The following is a 9,345-nucleotide window of genomic DNA, read 5'->3' as shown; positions in this document are numbered from 1 at the left end:
CATCTATCCAATCAACCTAATTTAGGTTGAGTTGAACCAGGTTGATGCATGGGGCTACTCATCATCCTTGCTGTCAATATATTTCTTAACCCGTAGGAATGTCTTCTCCCTCTCATATATCTCTCTAACTAAATCCGAGCCCCTCGAGGCATTGTTAAGTATTCTTACGGCCTCACTGGTTCCCACTCCTCTTCCAGCGAAAACCAGGAGGGCTTGCTTACCGAATTTATAAAGTATAACCGCTCTCTTGGCGAGGTCGTCTAAGAGGCGGCGTTCGCCGCCCTTTAATTCCATCCCTCTCCTCAGCTTTTCAACGATGCCTTTCTCCTCCTCTACATCTCCTTTAATAATAGTTAACGTGGCAAGGCCGCATCTGGGACATGAGTATTTACCTAACTCGAGTAACTCCCTCACCTTGCCTTGCTTGATGTACCCGCATTTAATGCATAGTAGTGTTAGCTCTCTCTCAAGGAGTCTCTCTAAGTACTGGGATATATCTATGTTTACAACATCCTTCCTAATAGGTAGCTCAATATACCCAAGTATCTCCAAGTGGTGCCTAGCTAGGTCATCGTAGACCCTGGTTTCAACACTTATACCTCCCCCGGTAATTAATGAAGCTATGCTCCGAGCCGACTCTAAGTCATAATCCTTTATAAGGACTTCCTTAAATGCCTCCTCACCTATAATGGTGTCAGCCAATGCATTAAGCATGGATTTCGTCACCCTGGTCTCCCCAGGCGTTATAGCTCCAAATCTCTGGGCAACCTGGTATATCCTCCAGTATAATGCCTGGCTATCCTTCACAACACTCCTTAGAAACGCGTTATTGTCAATGTATTTCCCCAGGTTTATGATTATCGTTTTAACAGCATTGATCAATTCAGCCGGGTATATATAGCCCTTCACCCTCACCAAGACAGCATAGGGGGAGGAGTACGATGTGAAATCCATGATGGGGAATCTCTGTCTAAGCAGGTACGTGATGACGTCACGTATTAAACTATTCACCTTGCTTCCAGCATTAATATTTATGATGAGGAGATTCATTTTCTCCACGTAGTCGACATATATCCTGCTATACCCGCTCAATTCCTCGGCGAGGCCCCAAGATATCTCCACATTAGTCTCCAACAGCTTCTTAAGCTCTTCTGGGAGGCTCTTATTCTTCTTTACATAATCTATTACCTCACCGATTCTCAACGCTACACGCGTGTCAACCGGTATATTCTCGCCTTCCCAGTGTGGTATGAGCGACTCAGCGTAGTCGCCCTTTGTTTTCTCAACATAGAGATGCCCTTTTTCATCATCGAATCCTATTACCCTCCATGCCTCCCCTGCTAGAATGATCACGTCATCCGGCCTAAGCCTCAGTATAACGTATTCCTCGTTTAGGGAGCCTATGGTCTTACCTGTTGAAACCTCTACAACATGGATGTCCCTTGTAGAAGGGATCATCGATGTCCTATAGACATAAAGCCTGGTCTTTCTAGTGGGCTTAAGTAATCCTCCATCATCCCTTAAGATGTGCGCGTAGACCATGTACTCGATTAGCCCATTGTATTCCTCGGGGGATAGATCACGGTATAGAGCATATCTCACCAATCTATCATATAGTTCATCCCTGTTGACGCCACTAGGATTCAAGAGGACTAGTAGTGCTATGGCGTATGCTAGTACATCAAGCGGTTTAAATATCACCTCTTCCCTCTCCACTTTACTTCTCAAAGCCTCGTCAACGAGGATCAGGGATTCCAATAGGTGTAGTAGATTGCTCGTGCTCAACACTACACCACGACTAATGCCTTTAAGCCTGTGCCCGCTTCTCCCAATCCTTTGAATAAGCCTCGAGGACTGTCTAGGTGATAAATACTGGATAACGAAGTCGATGTGCCCGATATCTATACCGAGCTCCATGCTCGATGTAGCAACCAATATATTCAATTCTCCTTGTTTAAATCCAGCCTCAACCTCCTCCCTGTGACTACGGGATAAGCTACCATGATGCACGCCCACCTTTAGGTCTAAACCATGCTTCTCGATAAGTTTCCTCAGTAGGGAACCAAGCATTTCCGCAAGCGAGCGCGTGTTCGTGAAAACCAGTACTCCATTATACCTTCTCCCGGCATCCAGTATATAGGATAACCTAGGGTCAACGGAGTCGTCACCCAGTAGACTCAGCGAGCTGGGTTTACCGGGTATTACAACCTTTACATCCATCTTCTTAACGTATTCATCCCCGATGACCTCTACATCTTCACCCGTAGGGGTCAACAGTTTAAGGTACTCACTAGGGTTGGAGAGGGTTGCAGATAGCGCTATCCTTAATGGTTTAAAACCATGGTACTCCCAGAGTAGGTATAGCATCGTCAGGAATAATAGTCCACGCTTACTCCTCACCATTTCATGGAATTCATCGATTATCAAGTACCTTGTGTTAGCGATGTAATGACGGAGCTTCTCGTTGACAATTATGTACGCGAACGACTCGGGCGTGGTGATTAATACATGGGGCGGGTTATCAGCTAGCTCCCTGCGCGCTCTCTCAGGCGTATCGCCATGCCTTACTGCGACGCTAAGCCCGAAGCAGGATGCAATCTTCTTGATTCTCCTCTCAATATCCCTGTTTAAAGCCCTTAGGGGGGTAATGTAGATTGCCGCGATGGGTTTCAATCTTTCAATTCTAACCCTGTAGAAAACCGGTATCACAGCAGCCTCTGTTTTACCACTACCGGTTGGAGCCAGTATTAACACTGACCTGCCTTCTCCAGCCACCTTGTCAAAAGCTTTTTTCTGAAGCTCTGTGAAACTCTTGTATCCCAGCTTCCTGATGCATTCTACAATACCGCTCATGGCTACTCAGCTACCCGTTTTAATCTAAGAGCTTTAAATCAGTTTAAACGCTCAGGAAACATCATATCGAGGTTTAGGGCTCCCAGTTGCAATTATATTATTAATAATCTTAATTTAAAAACTAGATAAAAACATTTTCTAAACAAGAGAGGGGTGTAAGTCATGCTTTTATTTAATGAAGACGAGACGGAATACGAGGAAGACGTTGCCCTAGAAGAAGAGATGATCGAGGAAGAATACGAGGAAGAAGGAAAGGAGGTACAAATAGAGCAGTTGAAGCTATTACTAGACGTCACGAAAACATGGCGTAGGATACTGAAGGGGGAGGCGAGCATAGAGGAGCTGGCTAAAATAATCCCGACTCAATCATCCCATGGTAAACATGAGAACATCCCTAAGACCTCAAAGGAGACTGCTGGGAAGAAGGCTAAGAAGAAGGGTGGCAGGAAGAAGAGAAAGACGAGTAAAAGCAAGAGGAAGAAAAGCAGGAAGGAGAGGAAAAAGTAACTTACAACTGAAAGCCTCGCTCTTTAGGGTTGGGAGAAGATTAGATCCTCTGCTCCTCAATGACAACCTCGGTAAAGCCCATCTTTTTAAGTATGAAGATGAGTTCATCGATATTAATTCTTCTATCGAAAACTATCTCAACCATCTCCCTAGCACCATCCATAAACAACCTGATCCTATGCACTACGACCCGGCCCCTCAGTGCATCCCCCGGATCCTTTGGTACATTAATGTATTCCTCGAACTTCCTCCTAGAGTAACCCAGGTACTCAGTGAAATTTCTCACTATCCTAATCGCCTCCTCTAGATCCCTCGACTTCTTTAAGACTGCATACTCCGTGAGCAACCGTAGAGCCTCTTCCTTATCCAGCACTATCCGAGGGCTTTTAGCTAGGTCGATTAAAATCTTCAACACGGTTGAAACCACCTTAAACCAGCTAGAATAACGTATTTTACGTCATCATTATAATATTTTCATAAGCTATTATTAAACTCAGGGGTGCCAGCATTGACGATATATTGGGAGAGATGTGATGTATGCGGCTACTACAGACCTGTTAAACAATGCACTCTATTCCAGAACCTACTAGTTGATGCCGTGTGCTGTATATCATGCCCGAAGAGGAGCGAGTGCCCTAGACCGGTTTGGCGTGTTGAAGCCGTTCTAGAGAAGCCTGCTCAACCAAGACTCGCCAGCCCCGAGGAGCGTAGGAGGCTGTTAATGGAGCTACTTGGTAAATTAAGCAGTGAGAGCAGGGCGCCCTCAGCCTAGATAACCCTCTAACCAGCTAGCCTACTCTTGGGACAACCCAGTATATTAGTTGGCCTCCCCCAGCTAGCTCATACTCTACTTTCACTGGTTTATCCGTGTCAAAGGATATAGTCACCTGCTTAGATGCCGAAGCCGGTTTGACTGTTACAGCTAGCAGGTCAATACTGTAGACCGCCCTTGCTTTCTCAACCGATGAATACAAGTATAGGAGTGGCGATCCCTCTGTGAATACGCCTACATACTCCTTCTGTTGCTCCGAGGAGGATATCTTTAGCTTGTTTTCCTCATAAGCGAATATTGCTTCCTCACCGATGGTTTTCAAGTCCCCGATTATATTCATATAGTCTTCAGCCATCATTTTAACGACTACCCCCAGCTCAATGTTTAATTCTGGAACCGGCTCCGGTGTTCTCGGCAGTAGCTCTAGCTGGAAAACCCTTTCAAGCCCTGTTTTCCTATCCCTAAACACCATATTCAACACATTGCCAGCCCTGTCAAGCTCCATAACTAATACATCGTTTCTTGTCCCACGCCTCATTATCTTGTTTAAATCCGTTGATGCGACAATGAAGGACTCCTCCCCTTCAACACTATATTCCTCGAAGCTCATGGCAGGTATTCTAACTATGCTAAGCATCGATTTATCAGGACTTAATACCCTGACCTCTAATCCTTCCTGTGTCACGTAGATTGGTGCCTCATCAGTGATTTTCGCGATAGCCTGTGTGATATATTTCATCTTCGATGCGTTAGGGTAGACGGCTTTAAACAATTGACCCACCCCTGATAACTAATTTTATACGTGGATTAAAATATATTCATCCATAAGGGATCAATAGAGAGGTAGTCATAACCGTTGAATTTATTAGCCCAAAATATGTACTGTATCGATCGGTATATAGGTGTATAGAATGCTATATGAGATATTATTCTATGGGAGAGGAGGACAAGGAGCTGTAACAGCAGCCAATATACTAGTAGAGGCAGCAATGTTCGAGGGTAAACACGGCCAGGGATTCCCATTCTTCGGCGCTGAGAGAAGAGGCGCCCCTGTAACAGCGTTCGCCAGGTTAAGCGATAAGCCGATACTTAGACACGGAATGTTTAATGAGGCCGACGTGATCATCGTGCTGGATCCTGGGCTACTGGATCTAGGTGTCGTTAAGAGGAGTTTACTAAGAGAGAACGGTATAGTTGTAGTGAACACTGAGAAGGATAAGGTACTGCCGGAAAGCATTAACCACCGTGGCAGGGCAAGAATATACAGGGTTGATGCCACGAAGATAGCTAGAGACCTAGGGCTAGTTATCGCTGGATGGCCCGTAGTCAACACGAGCATGCTGGGCGCCTTCGTGAAAGCTACAGGGCTGCTCACAATTGAAAGCGTTAAGAAAGCGATTATGAATTATTTTGAAGGTGGCAAGGCTGGCGAGCTCAACACGAGAGCTGCCGAGCGTGCTTACCATGAGACCAAACTAATTCTCGAGGTGTAGGCTATGAGTATACGTGTAACACCACCTAAAACCGGGCAACCACCTCTAACAAGGCCTGACATAGGAGTCGCTGGTAAAACAGGGTTCTGGAGGACAACCAAGCCTATAGTAGACCAATCCAAGTGCACCCGATGCTATCAGTGTGAGATATTCTGCCCAGTGAACGTTATAAGGGTTGAACCCGAAACCGGTGTAAAAATAGACTATGACTACTGCAAGGGATGTGGGGTATGCGCCGACGTATGCCCCGTTAACGCGATAAGCATGGTTGAGGAGGTGAAGTAGTGTGGGCATGAAGAAGGCTTTAACAGGTAACTACGCCGTATCATACGCGGTGAAACTGGCAAGACCGGACGTAATAGCCGCCTATCCGATAACACCTCAGACAAGCATAGTTGAGAAACTCTCGGAAATGATAGAGAACGGTGAATTGGATTCGGTGATGATCAGGGTTGAATCAGAGCATTCAGCACTAGCTGCATGCTTCGGGGCAGCCGTAGCCGGCGCCAGAGTATTCACCGCAACAAGCAGCCAGGGGCTCCTCTACATGCATGAGGTAGTACACTGGGCCTCCAGGGCCAGGATACCTATGGTTATGGCTATAGTATCCAGGACAATTAATGCCCCATGGAATATATGGCCCGACCACAGCGACTTCATGGATCAACGCGACGCCGGCTGGGTAATGAGTTACGCTATGGATAACCAGGAGGCATTAGACCTAGTGCTACAGGCCTTCAAGATCAGTGAGGACCCCTCGGTATACCTCCCAGTCATGGTTGGGCTTGAAGGCTTCATACTAGGACACACTACAATGCCTGTTGACATACCTGATGAATCAATGGTTAGAGAGTGGCTTGGTCCCCGTAGACAGGGGTACATTATCGATGGAAGCACCCCACTTGCAGTAGGCGGGCTGACAATGCCTGAGGACACGGAGAATATTTTCTATGGAATACAGGAGGCAATGAATGAGGCGAAGAAAGTGATCAAGGAGGTTACTAATGAGTACAATAAGCTATTTGGAAGAAAATATAGTGGACTTATAGAATGTTTCCACTGCAGTGATGCAAAATACATTACTATATCAATAGGTGCCTGGAGTGGTGATCTCATGGAGGCAGTGGAAAAGCTACGTAATGAAGGATACCCCATCGGATCAATACGTATAAGATACTACCGTCCATTCCCAATGGAAGACATATGGGAGGTAATTAGAAGCAGTAAAGGAGTACTTGTATACGATAGATCAATAAGCTTCGGCTCATATGGCCCAATATTCACGGATCTAGCAGGTGGATTACTAACCTACACAAGGAATCCCCCCTATGTATCCAACATCGTGGCAGGAATCGCCGGCGTCAATGTTACAGCCGAGGACTTCTACAAGCTTACAAAGGAGTTCATAGACGAGGTTGAAAAGAATGGCCAACCACCCGGCTTTAAATGGGTGATGATCAGGAGGTGATATATGTGTCTACAGGTAGACCCAAGCCCCCTATACCATATAATATGAGGGACATGGTATTACCGGGAGACGCCGCCTGCCCTGGATGCCCTATACCGATGGCATGGAAGGTTCTCTCAGCTGTCTTTGGAGAAAAAATGATACTAGTTATACCGGCCTGCTGCTCCTCAGTAGTCGTGGGAACATACCCGTTTCACTCGTTGAAGACGAGTATAATACATGTCCCATTCGCCTCGGCAGCGGCTGTAGCATCCGGGACAGCTGAGGCCCTCGAGAGAAGGGGTATCCTGGATGTCCAGGTGGTGGCATGGGCAGGGGATGGTGGTACAGCTGACATAGGCATGGCTAGTTTAAGCGGTGCAGCCGAGAGGAATAACAATATATTGTACATAATGTATGATAACGAGGCTTATATGAACACTGGTATACAGAGAAGCTCGTCAACGCCGCTCGGTGCATGGACTACTACGACACCTATCAAGGGTAAAATAGAGCCCAAGAAAGACGTGGCAAAGATAATGATAGCCCATGGCGTATCATACGTTGCAACAGCAAGTATAGGGTATCCCCACGACTTCTACAATAAGTTACAGAAAGCAAAAGGGATCAGGGGATTCAAGTTCATACATCTCCATGCACCATGCCCAATAGGCTGGAGATTCGATCCAAGATATACAGTAAGAATTGCCAAGCTAGCTGTTGAAACAGGATTATGGATACTCTACGAGTATCATGATGGAAAACTCACAATATCCAGCCCGAGTAGGGCCTACATGGATCCAAGTAAGAGGAAACCTATCGAGGAATATATTAAGCTACAAGGTAGGTTCAGGAATATAACGGAAGAACTGCTAAGCGAGATAAAGAGGCAGATGGATGCAAACTGGGAGTGGATCAAGAAACACATGTAGACGTTTAGGGTTTTGTATTACTTCAATTCTGATTACTTTTAATCGCTTTCCTCTATGACTATTTACCTTGCCCTTCTTTCCGTGTAGTTTTGATAGTTTTTCCTGGTATTCTTTTGATGGATATATGATGTGCTTGCCAGTTGCCCCAATGACTTCCCCATCGAACACGTATATAGAGACCACAATGCACACTATATCTAAGTCAAGGGGGCAAGCTTCGATAAAACTATTACCGTAACCGTGAATGCCACCATAATAGCGATTAATATATGGGGTTTTAGTTTTAAGCCTACATCGCTCTCCTCATAATATCTAACCAGTCCAGCTGCCGAAAACATGCCCGGGACATCCCTTCTACGCCTACCCTTCTTACTCATGGACACCGCCTCCGAGAAATAATTAATCCCCATTGAGGGTTTTATATATTGTCAAGGGGGCATGGTGTGGCTGAATGGATATAAAGAGTGCACAGGATTACATTAGGAGACAATACTATGAAAGAGACAACGCGAGAGGCGTATTCGCTACCTTTACATGGTTCACGGAGGAGGTAGGCGAGTTAGCTGAGGCACTACTACACATGGATAAATCCATGCTTGAGGAAGAACTAGCCGACGTATTTGCATGGCTTCTCAGCATAGCTAACCTGGTAAATATAGATCTAGAGGAGGCATTTAGAAAGAAGTATCTCAGCCCCGGTACTTCTTGATTGTTTTTATAATATTCACCCCTCTCTCAGGATCCTTCTCCATTATAGTACCGGTAACTATGATGTCAGCCCCGGCTCTAATCAACTCTAGTGCTGCATCAGGGGATCTAACGCCCCCGCCGACCATAGTGATCAACTCGGTGTGCTTCTTAACGATCCCTGGGAAGGCTGGTGGTATGTGGCTTTGGGCACCACTGCCAGCCTCTAGGTAGAGTAGTTTAAACCCCATCATTTCAGCTGCCAACGCATATGCTAGAACAAGCTCGGGCTTCGAGTATGGTATTGAATACACTCTGCCAATATGCCCTACAGCCGTATCAGTGTTGAAGACTATGTAGCCTGTTGGAATGGTTTCAAGACTATATTTACGTATTAGAGGGGCGGCTAGGACCTGCACCTGCATTAAGTAGTATGGCTCCATGGTATTCATTAGGACCATGAATAATACTGCATCAGCTTTAGGCGTTAAACAATATAAATTACCTGGGAAAACCACCACGGGGAGACCGCTCTTCTTGAGTACTTCAGCTGTAGCCCCAGCCTCCTCCGGGGTTACACTAGTGCTCCCACCTATTAGAAAGGCATCGGTACCGGCACTACTGGCTATATCCATTAACTTCTCTAATTCATCG

12 protein-coding genes are annotated in these 9,345 nt (G+C 45.9%); 7 read left to right on the top strand and 5 right to left on the bottom strand.

From position 1 onward, the window contains the following. Window positions 1–54 precede the first annotated feature (54 nt). Window positions 55–2,853 carry a DEAD/DEAH box helicase gene (locus ACP5N5_RS04015; protein WP_428133171.1) on the bottom strand — a complete coding sequence of 933 codons (2,799 nt, stop codon included), beginning with the start codon at window positions 2,851–2,853 and terminating at the stop codon, window positions 55–57. Window positions 2,854–3,015: 162 nt separating this feature from the next. Here ACP5N5_RS04015 and ACP5N5_RS04010 point away from each other — a divergent pair, with 162 nt between their 5' ends. Then, the gene (locus tag ACP5N5_RS04010; RefSeq protein ID WP_428133169.1) at window positions 3,016–3,360 is read left to right on the top strand and encodes a hypothetical protein; all 345 of its coding nucleotides are present in this window, start codon (window positions 3,016–3,018) and stop codon (window positions 3,358–3,360) included. Window positions 3,361–3,400: 40 nt separating this feature from the next. On the opposite strand, the gene ACP5N5_RS04005 is transcribed toward ACP5N5_RS04010, so the two are convergent. After that, the gene (locus ACP5N5_RS04005; protein WP_428133166.1) at window positions 3,401–3,787 is read right to left on the bottom strand and encodes a hypothetical protein; all 387 of its coding nucleotides are present in this window, start codon (window positions 3,785–3,787) and stop codon (window positions 3,401–3,403) included. Window positions 3,788–3,859: 72 nt separating this feature from the next. Here ACP5N5_RS04005 and ACP5N5_RS04000 point away from each other — a divergent pair, with 72 nt between their 5' ends. Beyond that, window positions 3,860–4,132: a hypothetical protein gene (locus ACP5N5_RS04000; protein WP_428133164.1), complete on the top strand. Its 273-nt coding sequence runs from the start codon at window positions 3,860–3,862 to the stop codon at window positions 4,130–4,132. A gap of 16 nt (window positions 4,133–4,148) precedes the next feature. Here the strand turns inward: ACP5N5_RS04000 and ACP5N5_RS03995 are convergent, their stop codons facing one another. Beyond that, the gene (locus ACP5N5_RS03995) at window positions 4,149–4,904 is read right to left on the bottom strand and encodes a DNA polymerase sliding clamp (protein ID WP_428133161.1); all 756 of its coding nucleotides are present in this window, start codon (window positions 4,902–4,904) and stop codon (window positions 4,149–4,151) included. Window positions 4,905–5,043: 139 nt separating this feature from the next. Between ACP5N5_RS03995 and ACP5N5_RS03990 the strand changes: the two genes are divergently transcribed. The 4 genes from ACP5N5_RS03990 to ACP5N5_RS03975 are packed head-to-tail and all read left to right on the top strand — an operon-like array spanning window position 5,044 to window position 8,004. After that, window positions 5,044–5,625, top strand: coding sequence for a 2-oxoacid:acceptor oxidoreductase family protein (locus tag ACP5N5_RS03990; protein ID WP_428133158.1), 582 nt, complete (start codon window positions 5,044–5,046; stop codon window positions 5,623–5,625). A gap of 3 nt (window positions 5,626–5,628) precedes the next feature. After that, window positions 5,629–5,910 (top strand): 4Fe-4S binding protein, encoded by a 282-nt coding sequence (locus ACP5N5_RS03985; protein WP_428133156.1) that lies wholly within the window; start codon window positions 5,629–5,631, stop codon window positions 5,908–5,910. 1 nt (window position 5,911) lies between these two features. Next, entirely contained in the window at window positions 5,912–7,093 is a 1,182-nt protein-coding gene (locus ACP5N5_RS03980) for a pyruvate ferredoxin oxidoreductase (RefSeq protein WP_428133154.1), read from the top strand. Beyond that, window positions 7,072–8,004, top strand: a complete 933-nt coding sequence (locus tag ACP5N5_RS03975) for a 3-methyl-2-oxobutanoate dehydrogenase subunit beta (RefSeq protein ID WP_193332944.1) — start codon at window positions 7,072–7,074, stop codon at window positions 8,002–8,004. The genes ACP5N5_RS03980 and ACP5N5_RS03975 overlap by 22 nt, the downstream gene beginning before the upstream one ends. A gap of 197 nt (window positions 8,005–8,201) precedes the next feature. On the opposite strand, the gene ACP5N5_RS03970 is transcribed toward ACP5N5_RS03975, so the two are convergent. Beyond that, window positions 8,202–8,381 carry a preprotein translocase subunit Sec61beta gene (locus tag ACP5N5_RS03970; RefSeq protein WP_042667836.1) on the bottom strand — a complete coding sequence of 60 codons (180 nt, stop codon included), beginning with the start codon at window positions 8,379–8,381 and terminating at the stop codon, window positions 8,202–8,204. Window positions 8,382–8,455: 74 nt separating this feature from the next. Between ACP5N5_RS03970 and ACP5N5_RS03965 the strand changes: the two genes are divergently transcribed. Further along, a complete protein-coding gene (locus tag ACP5N5_RS03965) occupies window positions 8,456–8,713 on the top strand; it encodes a MazG nucleotide pyrophosphohydrolase domain-containing protein (RefSeq protein WP_012608857.1) in 258 nt (85 codons plus the stop codon). On the opposite strand, the gene ACP5N5_RS03960 is transcribed toward ACP5N5_RS03965, so the two are convergent. Continuing rightward, a partial coding sequence (locus ACP5N5_RS03960; protein ID WP_428133149.1) for a geranylgeranylglyceryl/heptaprenylglyceryl phosphate synthase occupies window positions 8,694–9,345 on the bottom strand: 652 nt, incomplete at its 5' end. The genes ACP5N5_RS03965 and ACP5N5_RS03960 overlap by 20 nt on opposite strands.

The sequence above is a fragment of the Desulfurococcus sp. genome (genome assembly GCF_049970475.1).
Taxonomy (GTDB): domain Archaea; phylum Thermoproteota; class Thermoprotei_A; order Sulfolobales; family Desulfurococcaceae; genus Desulfurococcus; species Desulfurococcus amylolyticus.
Note: the sequence above shows the minus strand (reverse complement) of the source record. Positions and strands in the feature narration are given on the sequence as shown.